The organism is Streptococcus sp. 11-4097 (assembly GCF_018215285.2).
Lineage (GTDB): Bacteria > Bacillota > Bacilli > Lactobacillales > Streptococcaceae > Streptococcus.
In genome coordinates this window covers 1,628,036-1,653,806 of sequence record NZ_CP185262.1, presented here as the reverse complement: position 1 = coordinate 1,653,806, position 25,771 = coordinate 1,628,036, and the positions used below count along the sequence as shown (strand labels likewise).

Sequence of the window (25,771 nt, the reverse complement as noted above, 5' to 3'; positions counted from 1 at the left end):
AATTTATTGGGGCTTTACCCCTTATTTTAACAAATGTTTATTTTTCAGTTTCAAATATCGTTGTTTTGGAGCGATAAAGAAGCTAATGAGAAAGAAACTAGCAGCTGTAAGCACGATACTAGAACCTGCCGCAACGTTAAAGCTATAGCCGATAAAGAGTCCCAAAACTGAAGCTGTAGCTCCAAAGGTTGAGGAAAGGAAAATCATACTTTTCAGGCTATTGGCATACAGATAAGCAGTTGCAGCTGGGGTAATCAGCATGGCTACAATCAGGATAGTTCCGACACTTTGCATGGCTGTCACAGACACGAGAGTCAGGAGTACCATGAGAAGGTAGTGATAGAAATTGACAGGCATTCCCATGGCCTTGGCCAAGAGTTCATCAAAGGAAGTGATCAAGAGTTGCTTGAAGAAAATCCAGATTAACAAGAGAATGGCTGCCCCCACACCCATAGTAATAAACATATCCGTATCTTGGACGGCTAGGATATTACCGAAAAGGATATGGAAAAGGTCAGTTGAACTTTTAGCGACACTAATCAAGATGATACCGAGGGCTAAGAAAGAAGAAAAGGTAATGCCGATGGCGGTATCGCTTTTGATAATCGAGTTCCCCTTGATGTAGGTAATGATGATGGCAGCTAGCAATCCAAAGACAATGGCTCCGATAAAGAAGTCAAGGCCCAAGATGAAGGAGAGGGCTACACCTGGCAAGACAGCATGTGAAATAGCATCTCCCATGAGTGACATCCCGCGTAGAATGATGAAACATCCCACAGCTCCAGCTACGACCCCGACGACAATAGCTGTTATCAAGGCATTTTGTAGGAAATGGAATTTTTGCAATCCATCGATAAATTCTGCAATCATAGGTCACCTCCATTGAAAAAGAGTCGATTACCGTAAGCTTCTTTGAGATTGGCTTCGGTAAAGGTTTCTTTGGTCGGACCAAAGGCAATCACTTCTCGATTGACAAGTAAGACTTGATCGAAGTAGTGGGGAACCTTGCTGAGGTCATGGTGGACGATGAGAACCGTCTTGCCAGCTTTTTTCAGATCTCTCAGCGTATTCATGATGATTTCCTCACTGACAGAATCGATCCCAACAAAAGGTTCATCCAAGAGGATATAGTCGGCTTCCTGCACCAAACATCTGGCAATCAAAACCCGTTGAAATTGACCTCCAGACAGTTGACTGATTTGACGTTCAGCGTAGTCAGCTAGGCCGACGATTTCAAGGGCTTCTTGCACTTTTTTCCAATGTTTAGCGTTTAAACTTCGAAAGAGAGGGATAGAAGGAAAGAGTCCTAGCGAGACGCATTCCTTGACCTTGATGGGAAAGTTGTAGTCGATATTGATTTTTTGTTCGACATAGGCAATTCGGTGTAAGGATTTTTTAACTTCCTTGTCATCGAGAAATGCCTGACCTTGATGTGGGATAATTCCCAGCATACCTTTTAATAATGTTGATTTTCCGGCACCGTTTGGACCAATGATTCCGGTAATTGTTGGTCCTTGGAGCACTAGTGAAATATCCTTAAGTGCCAACGTTTCTTTGTAGGAGACACTGAGGTTTTCGATACGTATCATAAACTTGTATTCCTCCTGACTCTTAATATACCTTAAAAAAAAAATTAAGTCAAGTTAATTTTTGAAAAATTTAAAATAATAACTGAAAAATGATGGAAAAGGAAAGTCCATTTTTAATTGCATTCCCAAGCAATTTTTGTTAAGCTAGCAATAACTTAAAAAATGAAAGCGAGAACAAGATGACACGTTATCAAGATGATTTTTATGATGCAATCAATGGAGAATGGCAGAAGACAGCTGAAATCCCAGCAGATAAGTCTCAAACGGGAGGTTTTGTTGATTTAGACCAAGAAATTGAAGACTTGATGTTGGCGACAACAGACAAGTGGTTGGCAGGTGAAGAGGTGCCTGAGGATGTTGTCTTGGCAAACTTTGTCAAATACCACCGCCTAGTTCGTGATTTTGATAAGAGAGAAGCTGACGGTATCAAGCCTGTCTTACCACTCCTTAAAGAATTCCAAGAATTAGAGACTTTTGCGGATTTTACAGCTAGACTAGCAGAGTTTGAACTTGCAGGAAAACCTAACTTCCTTCCTTTTGGTGTATCGCCAGACTTTATGGATGCCAGAATCAACGTTTTATGGGCAAGTGCTCCAAGCACAATCCTGCCAGATACGACCTACTATGCAGAAGACCATCCTCAGCGTGAAGAGCTTTTGACTCTTTGGAAAGAAAGCAGCGCAAATCTCCTCAAGGCTTATGATTTCACTGATGCAGAAATTGAAGACTTGCTAGAGAAAAGACTAGAATTGGACCGTCGAGTTGCGGCAGTGGTGCTTTCTAATGAAGAAAGTTCAGAGTATGCTAAACTTTACCATCCATATGATTACGAAGATTTCAAGAAATTTGCGTCTGCCCTACCTTTGGATGACTTCTTCCAAGCCGTTCTTGGACAAGTGCCAGACAAGGTTATCGTAGACGAGGAACGTTTCTGGCAAGCAGCAGAGCAATTCTACAGTGAAGAAGCCTGGCCTCTCCTCAAGGCAACCTTGATTTTGAGTGTTATCAATCTTTCTACCAGTTATTTAACGGAAGAAATACGTGTCTTGTCAGGTGCCTACAGTCGTGCACTTTCTGGAGTTCCAGAAGCCAAAGACAAGGTTAAGGCAGCCTACCAGTTAGCACAAGGTCCATTCAAACAAGCCTTAGGTCTCTGGTATGCCCATGAAAAATTCTCTCCAGAAGCCAAGGCAGATGTGGAGAAAAAAGTGGCAACCATGATTGACGTCTATAAGGAACGCTTGGCTAAAAATGACTGGCTGACTCCAGAAACTCGTGATAAGGCTATTGTCAAACTTAATGTCATCAAGCCTTATATTGGTTACCCAGAAGAATTGCCAGAACGCTATAAGGACAAGGTGGTCGATGAAAATGCTAGTCTTTTTGACAATGCTCTAGCTTTTGCGCGTGTGGAAATCAAGCACAGTTGGAGCAAGTGGAACCAGCCTGTAGATTACAAGGAGTGGGGCATGCCTGCTCATATGGTCAATGCCTACTACAATCCACAGAAGAACCTGATTGTCTTCCCAGCAGCTATTTTACAGGCGCCTTTCTATGACTTGCATCAGTCATCTTCTGCTAACTACGGGGGTATTGGGGCAGTTATTGCTCATGAAATTTCCCACGCCTTTGATACCAACGGAGCTTCCTTTGATGAAAATGGTAGCCTCAAGGATTGGTGGACAGAGAGTGACTATGCTGCCTTCAAGGAGAAAACACAAAAAGTTATTGACCAATTTGATGGACAAGATTCTTATGGAGCAACCATCAACGGTAAATTGACTGTATCAGAAAACGTGGCTGACTTGGGAGGAATCGCTGCAGCGCTTGAAGCAGCTAAGAGAGAAGCAGACTTCTCAGCAGAAGAATTCTTCTACAATTTCGGTCGCATCTGGCGCATGAAAGGTCGTCCAGAATTTATGAAACTTTTGGCTAGCGTCGACGTACACGCTCCAGCTAAACTCCGTGTTAACGTCCAAGTGCCAAACTTTGACGACTTCTTTACGACCTATGATGTCAAAGAAGGCGACGGAATGTGGCGTTCACCAGAAGACCGTGTGATTATTTGGTAAAATGATTTCTTAATCAAGTATAACTTGGCGTGAATGATTCATTTTTGAAGTTTATACATCTGAAAATGCAATGCTATCGAGGTTAATATGAAGAAATTTTTAATGATGCTTTCAGCTATTTTTTCGATTTCAGTTTTGGCATCTTGTGGTCTCAATAAAAATAATAGCAATACAGAACCTTCATCTCCACTATCATCTGTTTCCAAAGACGATAAGTCTAGCACATCAACAGAAGCAAAGACTGAAAATACAAGCGACTCGTCAACCAAAGTTTCACAATCAACTGCTGAAAATAAGAAGGAAACGGGACCAGATTTGTATAAAGAAGTGATTGAACGTTATAATCACTATACAGAGCTTTTAAAACAAGGTAATAGAGAAGATTTATACGAGGAAAATAAACAACACAAGATTGCTTCAGAAGAATATGGCATGATTTTCTCTCGTATGGATTATCAAAATGCACCAGACTTTAAATATGCCCTTCTTGATTTGAATAAAGATGGGCAAGATGAGTTGCTTATTGGGGATGAAAAATTTGTTTCAGCTATTTACTATTTGAAAAATCAAAAACCAAACTTACTTCATACAGCTTATGTAGCTTCTGCAGGTGGTTTTCGCTCAGGCTTTGTTATTTACGAAAATGGTCTAGTCTCTTATGCAGACTGGCAGTCAACACGACCAGAAATGAACTTAAGTCTGTATGCTTTTGATAGAGACGGAGTACAGAAGGTTAAGGAAGGTATCTTTCAAATTGGTAGTGATCAAAAGCCAGAGCAAATCTTAGAGATTTCTTCTAATGAACTTGATTTAGCTAAATTTGATTGGAAAGAATTTGAGCCAGTCAACTAGTATTTGATGAAATTTAAAATTAAGCTAGATTCTAAAGTCACAAAATAGCAATACACAAAAACCAAGGAGAAAAATTCCTTGGTTTTTTGCTTGCTAGAAAAAAGGATTAAAGGTCTTTTCATGGGCGATGGTCGTAGCTGGACCATGCCCTGGATAGACATCATAGTTTGGTAGGGTGAAGAGTTGGGTCTGGATACTATGGAGTAGCTGCTCCGTACTACCAGTTGGAAGGTCGGTTCGTCCAATAGTTTCACGGAATAGGGCATCTCCTGTCAAAACTAGGTGAGCATCAGAAAAAACGATAGAAACACCGCCGATAGAGTGACCTGGTGTTGGCAAGACAGTGAAACGAAATTCTTCTAGTTGGTATTCTTCGTGAAAGATAAAAGTGTGTTCTGCAGGTTTTGCGACCACATCTGCCATATCATCGTGACGAGGGAGACCAGAGAGATTATCGACAGGAGTATAGAGCCAGCTGGCTTCGCTCTCTGAGATATAGACAGGAGGATTGCCAAAAGTTTCGCGAACCAAGTCCAGACTCATGATATGGTCATAATGGGCGTGGGTAAGGAGAATAGCGCAGATAGGTTTGTTGATGTTCTCTATTGTCTGACGAATGGCTTCCCAATGGCTACCAGGATCGACCACGATGAGGTGTTTTTCATCTTCCAAGTAATAGGTATTTTCATAGGCAACAGGATTCACAGTTTTATGGATTTTCATATTAGCTCCAATCTCAAAGAATGTACTAAATTAAGTATAGCATAGTTAGGGAGAATAAAGTTGATAGAAAGTCCTTCTCTTTTAAAGAATGTTACTTGCTATTTACTTCATTCTGTTCAAAATAGAGGTAACTATTTATAGCTAGGAACTAGCTAGAATTTTTAAAGATTTCATAGAGCTTTTTATTGATTTAGATGTAATTTAAAGCTAACGAGCTGGAGAGTAAATTATTGAAAAAATGGATAATGAATCAAATAAATTGTATCTTACAGTAAAGTGAAGTTTTTGTCTGTGAACAGTAAAATATACATGCAAAGTTAATTTAACTTAATATACTAAAACTACGACAATATAGTGTGTGACCTATGAAAGTTTGATGCATCTTATTTTACAACTTAAAGAGTCTGAAAATTGTTGTATTTTTGGAAAATATTTGTTTTAAATTTAGAATAAAAAATAAGACATTTTATTTGCCATAGACTAGGAAATATGATATCATAAAGTTGTATGTTGTAGACAATTTTATGATATCAAGCTTCACTTCTAACATCTTTTGTTTCATCTGAGGTTAGCTGTGAGTTTTCGATATCAATAACTTGTAAATCGACATCAAAATAAAAAAGGAGGTTGTGGGTCTAAATGAAAGGCAAGCAACAACAAGATTTTAGAGTAGAAAAGTACATCCGTTATGGTATCCGGAAATATAGCTTTGGAGCAGCATCAGTAGCAATTGCAGCTGGTTTGATGTTCCTTGGAAATGGTGCGGTATCAGCAACGGAAGTTCAAGGTGCTGAAACATCAGTAGCTGCAGCTACTGCTCCAGCAAATCAAGCGGATTCTAATAAAGAGAAGGAAGCCGTGAAGCCAGAAACTAAAGTAGAGGAAGCTAAACCAGAGGTTAAAGCAGAAGAAGCTAAAAAAGTAAATAAAGCTGTCCTAGAAGCAAGTATTGCTACTTTGGAGTCTAAACTTTCAACTGCTAAATATGCAGATGCTACAGTAGTAAGCTCAGCTAAGGAAGTATTGGCAGCAGCTAAAGCAACTCTTGCAAAAGCAGATGCTAGTCAAGCTGATGTAGATGCTCAAGCAGAAACTGTATCAGCATTGAGTACTGTAGTTACTGAGTCAAATACTGCTGGTTTCGATAAAAAGAAAGCAGCTGAAAAAGAAGCTGCTAAAGCAGAAGTTGAAAAAAAATCTACTCCAGCAGAAAAAACTCTTTCAGAAGCTAAATCAGCGCTTGACAAAGCTTCATCAGAAGCAGATGTAACAAACAGACTTGCAAAATCTGAACTTTCTAAGAAGGAAGTGAAGGAAGAAAATAAAGCAGCTGTTGAAGCGGCAGTAGCTAAAAACCAAGCAGTTTTTTCTGAAACAAAAGCTCTTTTAGCTGAAAAGAGCGTAACAAAAGAACAAGTAGACGCTCAATTGGAACGCCTCAACGAGTCTATTCTTGCAGTTTACAATGAATTGAAAAACGCAGGAATCGGTCGTGATGGTAAGTTCGCAGTCAACTTGGAAGACGCTCAAACAACAGCACTTAAAGATGCAACAGCAGAAACAGGTGCGAAATGGTTGGAACAAAATGGTTATAAATCTTTAGCTGAAGCTCCTAAATATATCAAAGGAAATGCAGATGATGATAAAGCCATTAAAAACCTAAACAACCAAATTCAATGGTTGGATTTTGGAGATGATACGGCTTGGACAAACAGAAAAGCAAATAAACAACTTCAAGTAGGTTCAGTTTATGAAAAAGAATTGATGCCTGGATACATTGTAAAAATGACTGTTAAGGAATTGAAACCATTCCATGCAACAGAAATTTATAAAAACCGTGTAGCTGGAACTAGTCATGAAGCATCATATAAACCGAATGAAGAAAATATCTTTAACCAGGTTACTAAAAATCCATTTTCTACAGGTATCAGTGGTAATCAACAAACTGGATATACACACGTTAAAAACGCTGGATTAGATACAGGTTCAGCAAAAACAACGATTGCAGGTACTGATGATAGTGGCACAGGACGTGATGGTCAAATCGTTGGTGTCAAGTTTGCTATTGAAGCTACATACAATGGTAAGCCGGTTAAACCTGGTATCGTTATGACATCAGGGGAAGATATCGGTAGTTTAGAGACAGAAATCTATACAACGAATGGTACACCTTGGGAATTAGCAGGAGTTGTTGGTTCTACTAATGGTCATACTGATATGTATAAACCACACCCTAACTTTAACAGATTAAATGAGTGGGGTGGAAATTTAAACAAATGGACTACTGAAGAATTACGAAATGCTATTGATGGCAAAATGTTTGCTACTAAAGATGCAGCAACTGCAGGTTTAGGATCACAAGTGTTCGGAGGCTATACGAACGGAGACTCTGCTACGCCAGTAGTGTCTACTTCAAATGTAACTGAAGTAGGATTTTATATCATGTCTTCTGGACAACAATCATCTATGATTGGTATTAAATTCTCTGACTTTGGAGATCTTCCAGAATCATATGGAACAGCTGAACACTATTTAAGAACTCAAGCTAAAGACTATATAACAGGTCAAATTAACCAAATTCAGCAACCTTACCTAGGGACTGTCAAAGCTGATATCGATTCAGTATCTGGTACACGTGTTCGTGGTGTCGATTCAGATGATACAAAAGAGCAAGGGGATGAAGGTGTAGCTCAACTTATTGCTCCAGAAGATGTGCATATTAACAAAGATAACGGTGAACCAGAAGTTAAACTTGTACAAGCTGCAGATAATACTTACCGTGTTAAAGTGATTGCATCAGCAAATGGTAATGACAACTATGATGGTACAGTAGGCCCTGCTTATGTGCGTGGATTTATCGATTTCAATGGGAATGGTAAATTCGATGAAGGTGAAGCTTCTGAAGTTGTTACAGTAAATGGTAACCAACAAACAGTAGAACTAGTTTTCAAAAATACTCAAGTTATTGATACTACTAAAGATGCAGTTAACTTCCGTACGCGTATTGCGACAGATAGAAAACAAATTGAAAAACCAGTGGGAATTGCTTTCTCAGGTGAGGTTGAAGATAACCAAATCCAAGTATCTATTCCTCCACGTGGAGATAAGGAAGAAACAACTGGTAAACAAGGTGAGACTCAATCTGTAGGTATTGAATTTGTATCACATGCTCTAGGAGATGATGCATCAAATCTTGGATCAAACAATGGTAAAACTACGTTTAATTCATATGGTAAACTAGATTACTCTGAACAAGCGAACTCAATTAGTGCAGAAACAACTAAGAAAAAACAACCTCAAGGAGTTATGATTGTAGATCCAAGTGGAAACTTGGTGAAATCATACACTAAAGCAGGTCAAGGGACTTATACAGTATTAGAGGACAAAGTAATCTTTACTCCTGAAGCAAACTTTATTGGAACAGCTGATGGTGTTGTATTACGAGCAGTAGATGCTAATGGTCATTCAACTGGATGGACAGCACTTACGGACCAACATGATGTAGAAAACATTAATGATGGGACACATACTACTGGAACTAAAACTATGGATGCTGTTTATATTCCAACAGTAACTCCAAAAGAAATCACTGCAGATCCAGAAACATCAACAGATGTACAAGGTAAAGAACAGAAGAAAACGCCAACGTTTACAGCAGGTGCAGGGACAGAAAATCCAACACCAGTAACACCAAGTGCACAATACCCAGCTAAATTAGTAGATCCAAAAACTGGAGATAAAGTTGATTCTGTAACTGTAGAGGGAGAAGGAACTTACACAATTAACCCAACAACTGGAGAAGTAACATTCCAACCACTTCCAACATTCACAGGAACTGCATCTGGAGTAGGTGTATCATTAACAGCACCTGTAGGTCAAGATAAAGACGGAAATCCTGTAACAGCTACAGCTACGACAACTTATACACCAACTGTAACAGCAGTAACACCAACAGCGGATCCAGCTACTTCAACTGGAGTACAAGGTGAAACACAAAAAGGAACTCCTACATTTACAGAAGGAAATTCTGAAGTTCCAATTAAAGAAGGCTCTGTCAAACTATTGAATCCAGATGGAACAGAAGCAACTGGACCAGTAGATGCTCTAGACCCGAGTGGTAAAAAAGTTGGTGAATACACTGTAGATTCAACAACAGGTGTAGTAACCTTCACACCAACAGACAAATCTTACACAGGACCAGTACAACCAGCTAAAGTTCAAGCTGAAGATAAGAATGGAACAAAAGTTTCTACAACTTACACACCATCTATCGTAGGTGTAACACCAACAGCAGCACCAGCTACAAGTGAAGATGTTCAAGGTAAGACTCAAGAAAGTACAGTTTCATTTGAACCTGGTAAGACTACAATTGCTGGAGAAGAAAAAACGGTAGAAATCGATCCATCTACTTACACACTTCTAGGTGAAGATGGACAACCAGCTACTGAAGTACCAGCTAAAGATCCAGAAGGAAACGTGATTGGTAAGTACACTCTTAAAACTGTAGATGGAAAAGCTGTTGCGGTATTTGAGCCAACAGATAAGACATACTCAGGTGATGTACAACCAGTACGCGTTCAAGCTAAAGATAAGAATGGTACAGCTGTAGAAACAACTTACACACCGAAGATTACTCCGGTAGTTCCAACAGCAACACCAGCAGAAACAACAGACATCCAAGGTAAAGAGCAAACAGGTAAACCTGAATTCACACCTGGAAATCCAAATGTTCCAATGGACGATGAAGTGCCAGCAACCTTCGAAGATGGATCAAAAGAAAAAGTTATTCCAGGTGAAGGAACATACACAGTGGCACCAGATGGCACAGTAACCTTCACACCAGAAAAAGGATTCACAGGCAAAGGAACAGGCGTAACCGTTAAACGTGTAGATAAGAATGGAACTCCAGTAACGGCTAAATACACACCAAACGTAACACCAGTAACTCCGACAGCAGAGCCAGCTGAAACAACAGATATCCAAGGTAAAGAACAAACTGGTAAACCTGAATTCAAACCAGGTAACCCAGACGTGCCAATGGACGATGAAGTGCCAGCAACCTTCGAAGATGGATCAAAAGAAAAAGTTGTACCAGGCGAAGGAACATACACAGTGGCACCAGATGGCACAGTAACCTTTACACCAGAAAAAGGATTCACAGGCAAAGGAACAGGCGTAACCGTTAAACGTGTAGATAAGAATGGAACTCCAGTAACAGCTAAATACACACCAAACGTAACACCAGTAACTCCGACAGCAGAGCCAGCTGAAACAACAGATATCCAAGGTAAAGAACAAAATGGAAAACCTGAGTTCAAACCAGGTAATCCAGAAGTTCCAATGGATGATGAAGTCCCAGCAACCTTCGAAGATGGATCAAAAGAAAAAGTTATTCCAGGCGAAGGAACATATACAGTAGCACCAGATGGCACAGTAACCTTCACCCCAGAGAAGAACTTTACAGGCAAAGGAACAGGCGTAACGGTTAAACGTGTAGATAAGAACGGTACACCAGTAACAGCTAAATACACCCCAACAGTAACACCAGTAACACCAACAGGAACAGACGCTGTAACTGAAGATATCCAAGGTTCAACTCAAACAGGCAAACCAACATTTGAAGGTGGAAAAGTTACTGTAAATGGTGAAGAAAAAACTGTTGAAATTGATGAAGATAAACCAGCTAAATTGGTAGATCCGAAAACAGGAGATCCAGTTGATTCAGTAACTATCGAAGGTGAAGGAACATACACAGTAGCTCCAGATGGAACAGTTACATTCACCCCAGAAAAGAACTTCACAGGTAAAGGAACAGGTGTCACAGTTCAACGCGAAGATAAGAACGGCACGCCAGTTAAAGCTACTTACACACCAGTTGTGAAACCAGCAACACCAACAAGTTCAGATGTCATCACTACAAATGTTCAAGGTGCTACTCAAGAAGGAACACCAACATTTAAAGGTGGAAAAGTTACTGTAAATGGTGAAGAAAAAACTGTAGAAATCGACGAAACTGTTAAGCCAACATTCGAAGATGGCACAACTGAGAAGAAAGTACCAGGCGAAGGAACATACACAATCGACGAGAACGGTAAAGTAACCTTCACCCCAGAGAAAACATTCACTGGTCAAGCAACAGGTGTAACTGTTAAACGTGTAGATAAGAACGGCACACCAATCACAGCTAAGTACACCCCTGTAGTCGTTCCAGTAACACCAACTTCAAAAGATTCTGAATCAGAAGGTCCTAAAGGACAACCTCAATCAGGAACACCAACATTTGAAGGTGGAAAAGTTACAATCAACGGTAAGGAAGTTCCAGTTGAAATCGATGAAACTGTTAAACCAACATTTGACGATGGCACAACTGAGAAGAAAGTACCAGGTGAAGGAACATACACAATCGATGAAAACGGTAAAGTAACCTTCACCCCAGAACCTGACTTCGTAGGTAAAGCAACAGGCGTAACCGTTAAACGTGTAGATAAGAATGGTACACCAGTAACAGCTACTTACACTCCAACAGTTCGTCCTGATACTTCATTCGTTGATAAAGATGGCAACCCACTTTCACCAACAGAAGATGGAACTAAACCAACTAAAGATATCCCAGGATACAAGATTGTTAAAACTGAAGTAGACGAAAAAGGAAATACAAAACACATCTACGAAAAAGTTAAGACATCATTCAAGGATAAAGAAGGAAACGAAATTCCAGGAAATCCAAGTGAAGATGGCGAACAACCTAAGAAAGATATTCCAGGTTACCGCTTCGTAGAAACTAAGAAACTTCCAAATGGAGATACAGAGCACGTCTACGAAAAAGTTAAGACATCATTCAAGGATAAAGAAGGAAACGAAATTCCAGGAAATCCAAGTGAAGATGGCGAACAACCTAAGAAAGATATTCCAGGTTACCGCTTCGTAGAAACTAAGAAACTTCCAAATGGAGATACAGAGCACGTCTACGAAAAAGTTAAGACATCATTCAAGGATAAAGAAGGAAACGAGATTCCAGGAAATCCAAGTGAAGATGGCGAACAACCTAAGAAAGATATTCCAGGTTACCGCTTCGTAGAAACTAAGAAACTTCCAAATGGAGATACAGAGCACGTCTACGAAAAAGTTAAGACATCATTCAAGGATAAAGAAGGAAACGAGATTCCAGGAAATCCAAGTGAAGATGGCGAACAACCTAAGAAAGATATTCCAGGTTACCGCTTCGTAGAAACTAAGAAACTTCCAAATGGAGATACAGAGCACGTCTACGAAAAAGTTAAGACATCATTCAAGGATAAAGAAGGAAACGAGATTCCAGGAAATCCAAGTGAAGATGGCGACCAACCTAAGAAAGATATTCCAGGTTACCGCTTCGTAGAAACTAAGAAACTTCCAAATGGAGATACAGAGCACGTCTACGAAAAAGTTAAGACATCATTCAAGGATAAAGAAGGAAACGAGATTCCAGGAAATCCAAGTGAAGATGGCGACCAACCTAAGAAAGATATTCCAGGTTACCGCTTCGTAGAAACTAAGAAACTTCCAAATGGAGATACAGAGCACGTCTACGAAAAAGTTAAGACATCATTCAAGGATAAAGAAGGAAACGAGATTCCAGGAAATCCAAGTGAAGACGGCGAACAACCTAAGAAAGATATCCCAGGTTACCGCTTCGTAGAGACTAAGAAACTTCCAAATGGCGACATCGAGCACGTCTACGAAAAAGTTAAGACATCATTCAAGGATAAAGAAGGAAACGAGATTCCAAGTAATCCAAGTGAAGATGGCGAACAACCTAAGAAAGAAATCCCAGGTTACCGCTTCGTAGAGACTAAGAAACTTCCAAATGGCGATGTAGAACACGTTTATGAGAAAGTTAAGACAAGTCACAAGGATAAAGATGGCAACGAAATTCCAAACTATCCAACAGAAGACGGTGACCAACCTAAGAAAGATATCCCAGGTTACCGCTTCGTAGAGACTAAGAAACTTCCAAATGGCGATGTAGAACACGTTTATGAAAAAATCATTCCTTCTGTGAAACCAGAACCTGCGAAACCATCAAAACCAGCTCCAGCTAAACCGGCTAAGGAATTGCCTAATACTGGTACAGAAGATCACTCAAGCCTAGCAGCTCTTGGACTTCTTGGCGTATTGAGCGGATTTGGTCTTGTGGCACGCAAGAAAAAAGAAGACTAATGTTTTAATCATTAAAGATTAAACAAAGGAATTCAATTTCATAAATGAAAACCCAACTAATCAAACGATTAGTTGGGTTTTTTATGTGGATTATCTATTTTTCCAGGCTTGGTAACGGGTATCAATCAATAATTGGGTAAGACGTCCCATGGTTTCCCTTTCTTCTGGAGTGAGGGATTGAGCTTGGACGAAGAGATGACGAATGTGTTCGATAGCCTTTAAGGAAGACAGGTCATTGATGGAGCTAATCCCAGCATCTAGAATGGTGCCAAAGAAGAGATCGAAGTAGAGCTGGAGTTCCTCGTCAGGGACTGTGGCCACCCACTCCTTGAAGGTTGTGTCAACTTGTTGGCTATCACTGTTGGTCTTATTCAGTTGGACGAAGTGCTTGTCCTCAATCTGCCAACTAAAGGTATCGTGCTGGGCGATACCACCTAAGGCAGTACTGTGCACTATGATTTGGTGGTTAGGGATTTCCATCATCATACCGATGATGGAGCCTTGAGGGATGAAGACCTTGGTTCTATCCATTATCCTTTGATAGCCCTCGGTTTGTGTCAGTTCTTTGTGGAGACCAGGCGCATCAAAGGTATAAACTGCTGTGATTTGATTTTGCAAGCTTTGCTCAATTTGGCTAGCAGCATAGATGGCTAGATTCCCTCCCTTGGAATGCCCAGCCAGAATGACTTTTTGCTTAGGATGTTGGGCAAAAAAGTTCTTTAAATAGCGGAGGGCATGCTTTTGAGCAGGAATTTCCTTCATATAGGTCAGGTGGAAATCTTCCTTCCAGCCAATGATACTGTCATCAGTCCCACGAAAGACAATCAGATAGGTATCGAGAGTGAGGCGGTAGGTCATAGCCGCAAATTGTTTTTGTAGTTCAGGGTCTATGTCGTTGATAAAATGGGAGAGTTTGCAATTTTTGAAGCGCTTGTGTTGAGCTAGCTCATCCAATAGCTGGAGGCGATTTTTGCTGGTCAACATGTTAGATTCTCTTGGAACCTGAGGTGCCAGGTCTAGAAGTCGCTGAGGAGCTGTGGAGACCAGATTATCAAAGGAGAGGTAGGTGATTTCTGTTAAGGCTAGAATGTCTAATTCATTCAAAGGAAGGTCGTAAAAGGAATCGTGTGCGACATCTTTCTGATAGTCAAAAATATTGGTCATAAGAGCTCCTTTCTTTTTATTTATCTTATCAAATTTCCCTTAAATTAGCTAGTAGGATTGCATCACTTTGTTGGCTAAAAACAAGCTCTTTCAAATTCAGTTTCAGGCCTGCTAGCATGGAAAAATCTGTTATAATAATAGAAAAGGAGGAGCGCATGCACAAGATTTTACTAGTAGAAGATGATCAGGTTATTCGTCAACAGGTCGGGAAAATGCTCTCTGAATGGGGATTTGAAGTGGTCTTGGTAGAAGACTTTATGGAAGTTTTGAGTCTTTTTGTCCAGTCGGAACCTCATTTGGTCCTCATGGATATTGGCTTGCCCTTGTTTAACGGCTATCACTGGTGTCAGGAGATTCGCAAGATTTCCAAGGTGCCTATTATGTTTTTGTCTTCCAGAGATCAAGCTATGGATATCGTCATGGCGATTAATATGGGGGCGGATGACTTTGTGACTAAGCCTTTTGACCAGCAGGTTCTTCTAGCCAAGGTTCAGGGCTTGCTGCGTCGTTCCTATGAGTTTGGGCGAGACGAGAGTTTACTGGAATATGCTGGTGTTATCCTCAATACTAAATCCATGGATTTACATTATCAAGGGCAAGTGTTGAACTTGACCAAGAACGAATTCCAGATTTTACGCGTTTTGTTTGAGCACGCGGGCAATATCGTAGCGCGCGATGACTTGATGCGGGAACTTTGGAACAGTGACTTTTTCATTGATGACAATACCCTCTCTGTTAATGTGGCTCGTTTGCGTAAAAAATTGGAAGAGCAGGGTTTGATAGGATTTATCGAGACCAAGAAAGGGATAGGGTACGGACTGAAGCATGCTTGATTGGAAACAATTTTTTCTAGCCTATTTGCGCTCCCGTAGTCGTCTGTTGGTCTATCTGCTTGCTTTAGCATTTCTGGTTTTGCTCTTTCAGTTTTTATTTGCCAGTTTAGGAATTTACTTTCTCTACTTTTTCCTCTTGTGTTGCTTTGTAACCATCTTATTTTTCACTTGGGACATATTGGTGGAAATGCAGGTCTATCGTCAGGAAATTCTCTATGGAGAGAGGGAAGCCAAATCTCCTTTGGAAAGAGTTTTAGCAGAAAAATTAGAAGCGAGTGAGATGGAACTCTACCAGCAGAGGTCAGATGCAGAAAGAAAACTGACAGATTTGTTAGATTACTATACCTTATGGGCCCATCAGATTAAGACCCCCATTGCAGCTACTCAACTCTTAGTTACAGAAGTAGCTGACCGCCAACTGAAACAACAGTTAGAACAGGAAATTTTCAAGATAGACTCCTATACTAATCTAGTCTTGCAGTACCTGCGTTTAGAAAGTTTTCATGATGATTTGGTCTTAAAGCAGGTTCACATCGAAGACTTGGTTAAGGAAATACTTCGTAAATATGCTCTTTTCTTTATTCAAAAAGGCTTAAGTGTCAATCTGCATGACCTTGATAAAGAAATTGTGACGGATAAAAAGTGGCTGCTAGTGGTTATTGAGCAAATCATTTCAAACAGTCTCAAGTACACCAAGGAAGGTGGTCTGGAGATTTATATGGAGGGGCAAGAGCTTTGTATCAAGGATACGGGAATCGGGATAAAAAACAGTGATGTCCTCCGAGTCTTTGAACGTGGCTTTTCAGGATATAATGGACGCCTAACCCAGCAGTCATCTGGACTTGGCCTCTACCTATCTAAGAAAATTTCTGAAGAACTGGGACACCAGATTCGCATCGAGTCTGAGGTCGGAAAAGGAACGACAGTGCGGATTCAGTTTGCTCAAGTGAACTTAGTCCTTGAGTGAGAAGAGACAATGAGTTTTTACCCAATCTCTTTTTGCTATATTTCAGGATATTTGAAGACTGTTTTTTTCAAAACCAATAATAGAATTTTTAATACGGAATATAGTATAAATACTGGTTCAAAGTGAAGTTTTGTATGCTTTATACTTTTGTTGAGTATAAAATCTATAAACTAAGGGTGAATTACAGAAATTAATTTGAGATGAAGTGAATTGTAGACTTGGGAAATGTCTCCTATTCGATTTCAGAATGAATCGTTGATACAGGATTAAAAGAACTGCAGCTTTCTTTTTATTTTGAATGATAGTAAAAACTGCAGTACTTGTGTGATTTACAATTATTGCACTCAATGTCTGAGTATCGCACTATCTGAAATAAGGAATAGTAGAGATTGTTCTGCGATATGTAAAAAAACGCATTAGCAAGGAGTATCGTATATGCTACCATATCTTAAAACTATTAGATGGTATCTCTTCTTTAATTTTCTTTTTGGTGTAGTATCGAATATCTGCACAGCTTTGTTACCGTATTTCACGCAGGCATTAATCAAAGGGGATTATCAAGTAGCTCTATATGGTTACTCTATGTCAGTGGCAGGCTATTTGAGTTGTAACTATATCCAAATGATACTTGATTGGAAGCAGGGGATTATCTTTTCGACTACTTTGAAAAATGAGTGGTTTCGTTCACTTCTGGGACTCAGTCACCACGATTTCAAGCAGAAAACAGTAGCAGAGTATATTTCCTTTCAATCTAATGACCTAGATTCGTTGGAAAAGGATTACCTTCCTCCATTGATGAGTTTTATCAAACAAATTTTACGTATCATCATTTACGCTTTCATTATTAGCAGAACAATTAATCCTATTGTATCACTGATTTTAATCTTTTCCACTGGAATTAGTATTCAAATTCCTAAAATCGTTGGGAAGTTGACCGCTAATCGTAGACAGGTTTACTTGAAAAAACAAGGAGATTACTATCGAACTTTGGAGGATTTGCTCATGGGACATCATTTGGTAAATAAACTAACTATGTCGCATTTTTTGAATCAACAAAAGAGTTCTCTAAAGAATTTGCAGGATAAGTATTTTAAGTATGGTTTGACAAAAATTACTGGCATCTTATTGACAGGTGTTTCTTTTGAATTCATTAGCCTTGTTCTGTTTATTTATTTAGCCTACTCTCTATCTCACCAGCAACTCGGTATTCCTGAGGTGGTGGCGAGTTTCGGATATATTAATGCTTTTTCTGAACCAATACAGGAAATCCTTTATGATTTACAAATGTTAGAGTCCGTAAAGCCTGTAATCAAGAGTTTTCAAAACATTGTTGGGAGACCCGTTTCAGTTCAAGCACCTCAACATTCTTTTGATACGATTATTTTGAAAAATATTTCCAAACAAATGGGAGAATCAAAATTGATAATTACTTCCGCTACGATTCAAAAAGGGGATAAAATTGCGCTTATTGGTAAGAATGGGTCTGGAAAAAGTAGTCTTCTCAACATTTTAAATGGAACAGATGAAGATTTTGAAGGACAAATTGTGCTAGATGGGCTTGTTTTGGACCATCTTTGGGGAAGATTCGGTATGATTCTGCAACAAGAACATACATTTATTTCAAGTTATGAAAATAATGTAACGCTATTCAATAGTTTCAATGAAAAATTCAGAGAAGAAGATTTTGAAAAAATTCCACCACAATCCCTGTCAGGTGGTCAGCAACAACGAATGTATTTAAATCGTGAGAAAAATCGTAAAAATCCATTGCTTATCCTAGACGAACCTTTCTCTGCCTTGGATACTAATCAGTTTAAAATGGAATTGGAAAGAGTTCTGGAACTACCAAGTGCCGTCATTGTTACTTTACATCGCCAAAACGAATTATTAAGTAAGTTTGACCAAGTTTGGGAAATTAAGAATGGAGAACTTGTAATTTTGAAATAGCTAAATTATAAAGAATAAAACGCATAGTATCAAGGTTCTTCTGATACCGTTTTTCCCTCTTCGGATAAGGAAACAAAAATTTCTTGCTTCCTCTATCTGTTCAATTGATAGATTTCGTCAGAGAAAGACTGTAAAATTTTTGATATAATGTTAAGGATGGACTGGCGGATACTTAGAGGATAATTTTCAAAAGTATAACAGGTGAGAAGAAAAATATGTAAGACTGGACAGAAGTCTCTCTACCATCATCCATGCAGAAACAAAATTATATGAAATAAAAGGAGTAACCAATGACTGGAAACTATTCAACACGTGAATACCGTGAGAAATTATATGATGATCTTCATGTTCGATTAAGAGATACAGTGATTTTGATGTGTGCGATTTTTATTGCCTCTATCGGCCTAAATATGAATTCAACAGCTGTCATTATTGGAGCCATGCTGATTTCCCCTCTTATGACACCGATTGTTGGACTGGGGTTTGGTTTAGCTATTTTTGATACGCGTTTAATCAAGCAATCTCTAGAGGTTTTATTTACCCAAGTATTGGTCAGCTTGCTTGTCTCGGCTCTGTATTTCTGGATTTCTCCCCTATCTTATGAAAGTAGCGAATTGATTGCACGAACCTCTCCAACCATTTGGGATGTTCTCATTGCTATTGCTGGTGGGATAGCAGGCGTAATTGGGTCAAGGAAAAAAGAAGCAAACAATATCGTGCCAGGAGTAGCCATTGCAACAGCTCTGATGCCACCTATCTGTACTGCAGGATATGGTTTAGCTAATGGAAATGTACGATTTTTATTTGGAGCTCTTTATCTTTTCTTGATCAACTGTGTCTTTATCATGCTAATCAACATTGTTGGAACAAGAATTATGATGAGAAAATCTCCCTTAAGTTCATTTAAAGAGCTAAACATTAAAATGAGAATTGGGTTGATATCCTTGATTGTATTATTGATTCTTCCGGCTAGTTATTCAGCAGTCACTCTGACGATAGATCAAGCTCGAAAAGAAGGGATCAAACAGTTTGTAGAAAATGAGTTCGCCAATCATACGGTCATTAATCAAGTCTACAAATCAAGAAACAATGAGTTGGTCTTGACGGTTGTTGGAGATCCGATTTCAGAAGAAGAATTAGAAACGCTCCACCAAAAACAAGCCTCTTACGGTATTCAATCTGTTCAATTGAAAGTCAATCAAGTTCATAATTCGACAAAATTAGACAGTGATTCGACCAAGGAATTTTATGAAACCATTAACAAGTATATCGATCAAAAACTCTCTGAAAAGGATTCACAAAAAGATCTCGTAAAAGAAAATGAAGCAGACAAGGATTGAGGATATTGACCATATCTAACTCATGAAAGCAAATCTTGTGTGGTGGTTTGATCAATCACTACTAGCTCAGGTTAAATAAAATATAAAAAGCAACAGCTGAAATAGTTGTTGCTTTTTAGGTAGCTAGGATTTTATCCCAGGTTTTATCTCTTATTTCTCAACGCGTGATTTGTTGGCGATATCAGCTAGGATAGCTTGAACAAAGTCATCAACTGAGACAGTTTGTGTTTCTTTTTGTCCGTAGCGGCGAACGTTGACTGTTCCGTCTTCCATTTCCTTGTCCCCAACGATCAATTGGTAAGGAATCTTGCTTGTTTGTGACGCACGGATCTTGAACTGCATTTTTTCATTGCGCTCATCTACATCTGCACGGACACCACGGTCACGGAGTTTTTTAGCTACTTCCCATGCGTAGTCAACGTGTTTTTCGTTAGATACTGGGATGAGAGTTACTTGGTGAGGTGCTAGCCATGTTGGGAAGGCACCCTTGTAGTTCTCAATCAAGATAGCTGTGAAGCGTTCCATAGTTGAGATAACTCCACGGTGGATCATGACTGGACGGTGTTCCTCACCATCAGCTCCGATGTATTTGAGGTCGAAGCGTTCTGGAAGCAAGAAGTCAAGTTGGATAGTAGAAAGAGTTTCTTCTTTTCCAAGAGCGGTCTTAACTTGAATATCCAATTTTGGTCCGTAGAAGGCTGCTTCACCTTCGGCTTCAAAGTAGTCCACGCCCATTTCATTAAGGGCTGCACGAAGCATGGTTTGAGCATTTTCCCACATCTCATCATTATCAAAGTACTTATGAGTATCTTGAGGGTCACGAAGAGAGAGGCGGAAGCGGTATTCATTCAAGTTGAAGTCTTCATAAACATCGATAATCAACTGAAGAGCACGTTGGAATTCTTCTTGGATTTGTTCTGGAGTCACAAAGAGGTGACCGTCGTTGAGTGACATTTCACGTACACGTTGAAGACCAGTGAGGGCACCAGATTTTTCATAACGGTGCATCATACCGATTTCAGCGATACGGATTGGCAACTCACGGTAAGAGTGAACATGGTGTTTGAAGACTTGGATGTGGTGCGGACAGTTCATTGGACGAAGGACAAATTCTTCCCCGTCCCCCATGTCCATAGTTGGGAACATGTCTTCTTGGTAATGATCCCAGTGACCAGAAGTCTTGTAAAGTTCAACAGAAGCAAGTGGTGGAGTGTAGACGTGTTGGTAGCCTGAAGCTAGCTCTTTGTCTACGATGTAGCGTTCCAACTCACGACGAATAGTCGCACCGTTTGGCAACCAGAATGGAAGTCCTTGACCAACCTCTTGTGAAATCATGAAGAGGTCAAGCTCTTTACCAAGTTTACGGTGGTCACGTTCCTTAGCTTCTTCACGCATTTGGAGGTAGTTTTTCAAGTCTTTCTTGTCAAACCAAGCTGTACCATAGATACGTTGCATCATAGCATTGTCGCTATTTCCACGCCAGTAAGCACCTGCTACATGGAGAAGGTGGAAGATTTGGATGCGGCCTGTTGATGGGACGTGAGGGCCACGGCAAAGGTCTACATATTCACCCTGACGATAGATGGTCAAACCGCCTTCGTCTTCTGAGTGTTCTTCAATCAATTCCAACTTGTAAGGGTCATTTTTGAAGATTTCACGTGCCTCGTCTTTAGTAACTTCTTCACGGATTGATGGGAAGTTTTCTTTGACAATTTTTTGCATTTCTTCTTCGATACGAGGAAGGTCTTCGTTAGAGATTTGACCAGCTGTGTTGTCAGTATCGTAGTAGAAACCATCTTCGATGGCTGGACCAACTCCCAAGTGAATGTCTGGGAAAAGACGACGAGCTGCTTGGGCGAACAAGTGAGCAGCTGAGTGACGCAAGATTGGAAGGGCATCTTCGTGATCAGGTGTCACAATTTCGATGCTTCCATCTTCAGTGATGGCACGAGTAGTGTCGATGAGTTTGCCGTTGAATTTACCAGCCAAGGCTTTTTTAGCTAGGGAATTGCTGATAGATTGGGCAATTTCAAAAGTTGTAACGCCAGATTCGAATTCACGAACAGCGCCATCTGGGAAAGTAATGTTAATCATGATGTTCTCCTTACTTATATTATTGACGAATGTGTTAACCCTATTCTAAAAACAGGGACAGAGGATTGTGAAAGCTAGAAAAACAAAAAGCGACATCCTCGAAAGGACGTCGCAACGTGGTTCCACCTTCATTTATGTTCCTCAAAAAAGAGGGACACCTCTGATTGGCTCTAACGTGGCCACCGTTTTATGTTTTCATAAAAACTCAAGAGTAGTATCAGTTTAGGCTTCCTATGCGTTTCCAGCAACCACGCACTCTCTAGTAGAAAGGAACTAAGTGACTTGTCTCTATGGATTATTATAGCATGATTGTGAGATTTTTCAAGATATTTGTAGATTTTTTTGAATTTTCTTCATTGAAAAAGTGCTTGCTATGCTTTGTTAGGAGTAATGTGAAATCATCTTTTTGATAAGTCTTTACCTTGATAAAAGTAGTGTTCTGGATTTAGTAAGAGTGGGTTAAAGGTCACTCTTATACAGTATTTTTTGTTATAATATTAAAAAGATATATAAGAGGAAATGAGGAGAAAGAATGACAAAAATAGCTCTTCTTTCAGATATTCATGGAAATACTACAGCCTTGGAGGCTGTTTTGAAAGATACTCGGCAGCTAGGAGTGGATGAATACTGGCTTTTGGGAGATATTCTCATGCCAGGAACAGGGCGTAGAAGGATTTTGGACTTGTTGGCTCAACTACCGATTACGGCTAGAGTTTTGGGAAACTGGGAAGATAGTCTTTGGCATGGTGTCCGCAAGGAATTGGATAGTACTCGTCCTAGTCAACGCTATCTCTTGCGCCAGTGCCAGTATGTTTTAGAGGAAATTTCCCTAGAAGAAATCGAAATGCTCCACAATCAACCTCTACAGATTCATCGTCAGTTTGGGGATTTGACGGTAGGAATTAGCCACCATCTTCCTGATAAGAACTGGGGGAGAGAGTTGATTCATACTGGAGCGCAAGAGGATTTTGACCGCTTGGTGACCAATCCACCTTGTGATATCGCTGTATATGGTCATATTCATCAGCAGTTGCTTCGTTACGGGACTGGTGGTCAATTGATTGTCAATCCAGGTTCGATTGGGCAGCCTTTCTTTCTAGATGCCCAGTTACGGAAGGACTTACGGGCCCAGTATATGATTTTAGAGTTTGATGATAAGGGCTTGGTAGATATGGACTTCCGACGGGTAGACTACGATGTGGCAGCTGAATTGCAGTTGGCTAAAGACCTCAAACTTCCCTATTTTGAGGTTTACTATGAAAGTCTGGTCAATGGTATCCACCATACTCACAATCAGGAATTTTTGAGAGAATTGGCCCAGAAAGAGGGCTACGATAGGGAATTAGATGCCTGGTTGAAAAGTGGTAACGATTGACATTACAACTAAAAAGGGTATAATAATAGAAAAAGAAGAGTAGAGGCAGGGTAGCCTCGTAAAAAGGAGAAGAGGATGCAAATTCCAAGTAGATTTACCATTGCAACTCATATGCTGATAATCATTGCCCTCAAGGGGAAGGAAAGCAAGGTGACCAGTGATTTTCTGGCTGCTAGTGTCGGGGTCAATCCTGTCATTATCAGAAAGACCTTGTCCCAGTTAAAGAAGGCAGAGCTGATTTCAGTAGCGCGCGGAACAGGGGGAACAGAGATTGTTAAGGATCTCAAAGACATTAGTCTATTAGATGTTTATCAAGCGGTTGAGTGTCTTGGTAAGACTGGTCAACTCTTCAGTTTCCATGATAATCCGAATCCAAATTGTCCAGTTGGAGCTCATATTCATGATGTTTTGGATCAAAAATTGGAGAGAATCCAGCTGGCTATGGAGGCTGAACTTGGTCAGACCAGTTTAGAGCAAGTCGTGGCCGACGCAGAGAGTCAGATGAAGGATTAAGAGGGATAGATGCCTGCAAATGAAACTCAAAACACTGCTAGAAATCTGGCAGTGTTTTTTGAGATTGCGTAGAAAAAACTCCTGGGAAATTCTAGGAGAGTATGAGTGGTTATTTGAACTTGAATCCTTCGTAAATAAGCTCTGCTTTTGGATTTTGTTTTTTCATCTGTTTAGCGAGTGACTTCATCATAGAAAGAGGACCACACATATAGACGCTTGCATGTTTGGGTACTTCTTTTTGTTCAAAATTAAGATAGCCGTCTTTCCTACTGTCTACTAGATGGAGTTCAAAATTAGGATTTTTCTGAGCATAGTCACGGAGCAAATCTAGGTAGACTGCATTTTCATCTCCACGGAAGCTATAGTAGAAGTGAACCTGTTTATCCAAAATAGGATGTTCACGGATGTAAGAGATAAAGGGGGTGATCCCAATGCCTCCAGCAATCCAAATCTGATTTTTTCGTCCTTGGTTGATGATCATGTGTCCATAAGCTCTGTCTACGCTTACTTTGCTGCCGACTTGAAGATTGTCATAGATATTCTTGGTATGGTCACCTGAATTTTTAACAGTAAAGTAAAGAGTTTGACCATGACCGCCTGAGATAGAAAAGGGATGCGGAGCACTTTCAAAGCCTTCTTGGAAAATCTTTAGGAAGGCAAATTGTCCTGATTGATAGTTGAAAGGTCTGCTAAGATGGATTTGAATTTCTCTAGTATCGTGATTTAAGCGTTTGAGATTGGTAATTTTCCCTAGATAGGGGAAGGAAATCTTTTGATATAGAAAAATGATATAAAAACCAGCTAGCAAGCCTAAAAGAGCATAGCTACCAACAAGAAAACTTAGAAGATTAAATGTGAGAAGACGATTGCCCATCATCATGTAGACGTGAAAGAGTCCGAAAATGTAGGCTAGATAAACCAGACGGTGAATCCATCTCCAAGCTTCGTATTGGATGTATTTGCCTAAATAGGCGACAAGGATGATACTGATAAAGATATAGATGGCAAGATTTCCAAACTGAGCAGCTAAACGAGAGCCCCACAAACCGCCCATACTAAAGTTATGAAAGATTAGTAGGATGACTGAGAGAAAGGCTGTGAATTTGTGGACAGTATAGACCTTCTCCAAACCGTGAAACCAGCTTTCTAGTAGGGGGAGACGAGTGGCTAGGATAAAAGTTAGAGATAGGCTTGTTAAAGCTAGTCCTGGAATCATGAATTGGGGAGAAGTGTTCATCCAAGCAAAAAGAGTCAAGATAAAACTAGCTATGATAAAGAGTAGTCCTTTGATTGATTTCATAGAAAATTCCATTTCATTTAGATTTGATTTGTTGTAAATAAATTTGTTACATTTTATCATAGAAAAAGTATGGTGTCAAATTGAGGTTTATAAATATCTACTATCATAAAAAAACTCTCCAATTTAACTGGAGAGTTGCTGTTTATTCTGCAGCTTGTTGCCAACGTTTTGCTAGCATATGAGATAGGCTCGAAATTGCTAGGTTGAAGCTGAAGTAGATGAGGGCAATCAGGATATAAAGACTAAACACTTGCTCTGGTTCGAAATAACGGCCCATGAGAATTTGGCTGGCTCCAAAGAGTTCTTGTAGGGCGATAACAGAGTAGAGAAGACTGGTATCCTTAATCACGGTTACAAACTGAGAAATGATGGCTGGCAGCATTTTACGGATCGCTTGTGGGAGAATGATGTAGTAGAGGATTTGGGCTGAAGTGAAGCCTTGTGACATTCCTGCTTCGTATTGTCCCTTGTCTACGGCATTGAGGCCACCTCGGATAATCTCAGCTAGGGCTGCTGAGGTAAAGAGAGTAAAGGCAGTGATTCCTGCTGGAGTGGACTTCATCTTGAAAACCAAAAAGATAGTAAAAATCCAGAGGAGGTTAGGAACGTTACGTACAAATTCGATGTAAATGCTGGAAATGATGCGCAAGATAGGATTTTTCCCATTTCTCATGACAGCTAGCACCGTACCGATAAGGGTAGAGAGGACGATGGCAATCAGAGAAATGTAGAGTGTCAAGCCAAATCCTTTAAAGATAAAGACTAGGTTATCTGGGGTCAAAACTTCTAAAATGGATTCCATA

Annotated in this window: 16 protein-coding genes and 1 pseudogene; 9 read left to right on the top strand and 8 right to left on the bottom strand. The window is 39.9% G+C overall.

The annotated features are described in order from the left end of the window. Positions 1 to 21: 21 nt before the first annotated feature. A complete protein-coding gene (locus KB197_RS08230) occupies positions 22 to 870 on the bottom strand; it encodes a metal ABC transporter permease (protein ID WP_000559786.1) in 849 nt (282 codons plus the stop codon). Continuing rightward, on the bottom strand, positions 867 to 1,589 hold the full coding sequence (locus KB197_RS08225; RefSeq protein WP_000619164.1) for a metal ABC transporter ATP-binding protein: 723 nt from the start codon (positions 1,587 to 1,589) through the stop codon (positions 867 to 869). The genes KB197_RS08230 and KB197_RS08225 overlap by 4 nt, the downstream gene beginning before the upstream one ends. Before the next feature lie 179 nt (positions 1,590 to 1,768). Between KB197_RS08225 and pepO the strand changes: the two genes are divergently transcribed. Continuing rightward, positions 1,769 to 3,661 (top strand): endopeptidase PepO, encoded by a 1,893-nt coding sequence (gene pepO, locus KB197_RS08220; RefSeq protein WP_212574034.1) that lies wholly within the window; start codon positions 1,769 to 1,771, stop codon positions 3,659 to 3,661. Positions 3,662 to 3,748: 87 nt separating this feature from the next. Then, positions 3,749 to 4,513, top strand: a complete 765-nt coding sequence (locus KB197_RS08215; RefSeq protein ID WP_212574033.1) for a hypothetical protein — start codon at positions 3,749 to 3,751, stop codon at positions 4,511 to 4,513. Positions 4,514 to 4,606: 93 nt separating this feature from the next. Here the strand turns inward: KB197_RS08215 and KB197_RS08210 are convergent, their stop codons facing one another. Beyond that, complete coding sequence (locus KB197_RS08210; RefSeq protein WP_212574032.1) at positions 4,607 to 5,236, bottom strand: MBL fold metallo-hydrolase; 630 nt, start codon at positions 5,234 to 5,236, stop codon at positions 4,607 to 4,609. 639 nt (positions 5,237 to 5,875) lie between these two features. On the opposite strand from KB197_RS08210, the gene KB197_RS08205 reads away from it, so the two are divergent. Next, positions 5,876 to 13,435, top strand: a complete 7,560-nt coding sequence (locus KB197_RS08205) for an Ig-like domain-containing protein (protein ID WP_421127565.1) — start codon at positions 5,876 to 5,878, stop codon at positions 13,433 to 13,435. Positions 13,436 to 13,525: 90 nt separating this feature from the next. Here the strand turns inward: KB197_RS08205 and KB197_RS08200 are convergent, their stop codons facing one another. Then, on the bottom strand, positions 13,526 to 14,599 hold the full coding sequence (locus KB197_RS08200; protein WP_212573940.1) for a DUF2974 domain-containing protein: 1,074 nt from the start codon (positions 14,597 to 14,599) through the stop codon (positions 13,526 to 13,528). A gap of 155 nt (positions 14,600 to 14,754) precedes the next feature. On the opposite strand from KB197_RS08200, the gene KB197_RS08195 reads away from it, so the two are divergent. The 4 genes from KB197_RS08195 to KB197_RS08180 all read left to right on the top strand — a co-directional run bounded on the left by KB197_RS08195 (position 14,755) and on the right by KB197_RS08180 (position 19,686). Continuing rightward, positions 14,755 to 15,432, top strand: a complete 678-nt coding sequence (locus KB197_RS08195; protein WP_000548990.1) for a response regulator transcription factor — start codon at positions 14,755 to 14,757, stop codon at positions 15,430 to 15,432. Then, positions 15,425 to 16,399, top strand: a complete 975-nt coding sequence (locus KB197_RS08190; RefSeq protein ID WP_212573939.1) for a HAMP domain-containing histidine kinase — start codon at positions 15,425 to 15,427, stop codon at positions 16,397 to 16,399. The genes KB197_RS08195 and KB197_RS08190 overlap by 8 nt, the downstream gene beginning before the upstream one ends. 435 nt (positions 16,400 to 16,834) lie before the next feature. Then, entirely contained in the window at positions 16,835 to 18,346 is a 1,512-nt protein-coding gene (locus KB197_RS08185; RefSeq protein ID WP_212573938.1) for an ABC transporter ATP-binding protein, read from the top strand. A gap of 290 nt (positions 18,347 to 18,636) precedes the next feature. Beyond that, positions 18,637 to 19,686 (top strand): DUF389 domain-containing protein, encoded by a 1,050-nt coding sequence (locus tag KB197_RS08180; RefSeq protein ID WP_212573937.1) that lies wholly within the window; start codon positions 18,637 to 18,639, stop codon positions 19,684 to 19,686. 150 nt (positions 19,687 to 19,836) lie between these two features. Here KB197_RS08180 and thrS read toward each other — a convergent pair whose 3' ends face one another. Both thrS and KB197_RS08170 read right to left on the bottom strand, forming a co-directional pair. Continuing rightward, the gene (gene thrS, locus KB197_RS08175) at positions 19,837 to 21,780 is read right to left on the bottom strand and encodes a threonine--tRNA ligase (RefSeq protein WP_212573936.1); all 1,944 of its coding nucleotides are present in this window, start codon (positions 21,778 to 21,780) and stop codon (positions 19,837 to 19,839) included. Between the two features lie 40 nt (positions 21,781 to 21,820). Further along, a pseudogene (locus tag KB197_RS08170) lies at positions 21,821 to 22,001 on the bottom strand (hypothetical protein). Between the two features lie 311 nt (positions 22,002 to 22,312). Here KB197_RS08170 and KB197_RS08165 point away from each other — a divergent pair. Further along, the gene (locus KB197_RS08165; protein ID WP_212573935.1) at positions 22,313 to 23,155 is read left to right on the top strand and encodes a metallophosphoesterase family protein; all 843 of its coding nucleotides are present in this window, start codon (positions 22,313 to 22,315) and stop codon (positions 23,153 to 23,155) included. Between the two features lie 75 nt (positions 23,156 to 23,230). Then, on the top strand, positions 23,231 to 23,668 hold the full coding sequence (locus KB197_RS08160) for an Rrf2 family transcriptional regulator (protein ID WP_001166795.1): 438 nt from the start codon (positions 23,231 to 23,233) through the stop codon (positions 23,666 to 23,668). Positions 23,669 to 23,777: 109 nt separating this feature from the next. Here the strand turns inward: KB197_RS08160 and KB197_RS08155 are convergent, their stop codons facing one another. Both KB197_RS08155 and KB197_RS08150 read right to left on the bottom strand, forming a co-directional pair. After that, positions 23,778 to 24,968, bottom strand: a complete 1,191-nt coding sequence (locus KB197_RS08155; RefSeq protein WP_212573934.1) for a ferredoxin reductase family protein — start codon at positions 24,966 to 24,968, stop codon at positions 23,778 to 23,780. A gap of 142 nt (positions 24,969 to 25,110) precedes the next feature. After that, on the bottom strand, positions 25,111 to 25,770 hold the full coding sequence (locus tag KB197_RS08150) for an amino acid ABC transporter permease (protein ID WP_125410098.1): 660 nt from the start codon (positions 25,768 to 25,770) through the stop codon (positions 25,111 to 25,113). Position 25,771: the final 1 nt, after the last annotated feature.

Bases quoted from the DNA above. Each gene is read 5' to 3' on its own strand.
- KB197_RS08185 (WP_212573938.1), top strand. From the start codon at position 16,835: ATGCTACCATATCTTAAAACTATTAGATGGTATCTCTTCTTTAATTTT.
- thrS (WP_212573936.1), bottom strand. From the start codon at position 21,780: ATGATTAACATTACTTTCCCAGATGGCGCTGTTCGTGAATTCGAATCT.
- KB197_RS08200 (WP_212573940.1), bottom strand. From the start codon at position 14,599: ATGACCAATATTTTTGACTATCAGAAAGATGTCGCACACGATTCCTTT.
- KB197_RS08215 (WP_212574033.1), top strand. From the start codon at position 3,749: ATGAAGAAATTTTTAATGATGCTTTCAGCTATTTTTTCGATTTCAGTT.
- KB197_RS08230 (WP_000559786.1), bottom strand. From the start codon at position 870: ATGATTGCAGAATTTATCGATGGATTGCAAAAATTCCATTTCCTACAA.
- KB197_RS08165 (WP_212573935.1), top strand. From the start codon at position 22,313: ATGACAAAAATAGCTCTTCTTTCAGATATTCATGGAAATACTACAGCC.
- KB197_RS08195 (WP_000548990.1), top strand. From the start codon at position 14,755: ATGCACAAGATTTTACTAGTAGAAGATGATCAGGTTATTCGTCAACAG.
- KB197_RS08150 (WP_125410098.1), bottom strand. From the start codon at position 25,770: ATGGAATCCATTTTAGAAGTTTTGACCCCAGATAACCTAGTCTTTATC.
- KB197_RS08160 (WP_001166795.1), top strand. From the start codon at position 23,231: ATGCAAATTCCAAGTAGATTTACCATTGCAACTCATATGCTGATAATC.
- KB197_RS08155 (WP_212573934.1), bottom strand. From the start codon at position 24,968: ATGAAATCAATCAAAGGACTACTCTTTATCATAGCTAGTTTTATCTTG.
- KB197_RS08190 (WP_212573939.1), top strand. From the start codon at position 15,425: ATGCTTGATTGGAAACAATTTTTTCTAGCCTATTTGCGCTCCCGTAGT.
- KB197_RS08180 (WP_212573937.1), top strand. From the start codon at position 18,637: ATGACTGGAAACTATTCAACACGTGAATACCGTGAGAAATTATATGAT.
- KB197_RS08225 (WP_000619164.1), bottom strand. From the start codon at position 1,589: ATGATACGTATCGAAAACCTCAGTGTCTCCTACAAAGAAACGTTGGCA.
- pepO (WP_212574034.1), top strand. From the start codon at position 1,769: ATGACACGTTATCAAGATGATTTTTATGATGCAATCAATGGAGAATGG.
- KB197_RS08210 (WP_212574032.1), bottom strand. From the start codon at position 5,236: ATGAAAATCCATAAAACTGTGAATCCTGTTGCCTATGAAAATACCTAT.
- KB197_RS08205 (WP_421127565.1), top strand. From the start codon at position 5,876: ATGAAAGGCAAGCAACAACAAGATTTTAGAGTAGAAAAGTACATCCGT.